This window comes from Bradyrhizobium sp. LeoA1Lang (assembly GCF_055413685.1).
Genome location: NZ_JBVAPG010000708.1, coordinates 1 through 246 on the forward strand (window position 1 = coordinate 1; position 246 = coordinate 246).

The following is a 246-nucleotide window of genomic DNA, read 5'->3' on the forward strand; positions in this document are numbered from 1 at the left end:
CTCGAAACTGAAGCGTTTCAGGCGCGTTGCTACGCGCTACGAAAAAACCGCACGAAATTACTTCGCTGTCGTCGCTATCGCCGCAACTCTGCTCTGGCTAAGATAACTGTCCACGCGACCTAGAGCGGCTGAGCTCCAACGAAACGAAAATCGCGCCAAGATCGGTGCGGATGGTGGTCGGGTGGGCGGATCGTCCGGTCGTATGCATGATCACCTTCGGGATGAGTGTTTAGGCAGCCTTATTCT

General features: G+C 55.3%; 1 pseudogene. It reads left to right on the top strand.

Annotation, left to right across the window (positions count from 1 at the left end):
* Nucleotides 1-106 (top strand): annotated as a pseudogene (locus tag ACZYOF_RS45040) (IS5/IS1182 family transposase); the annotation flags it as partial.
* Nucleotides 107-246 lie beyond the last annotated feature (140 nt).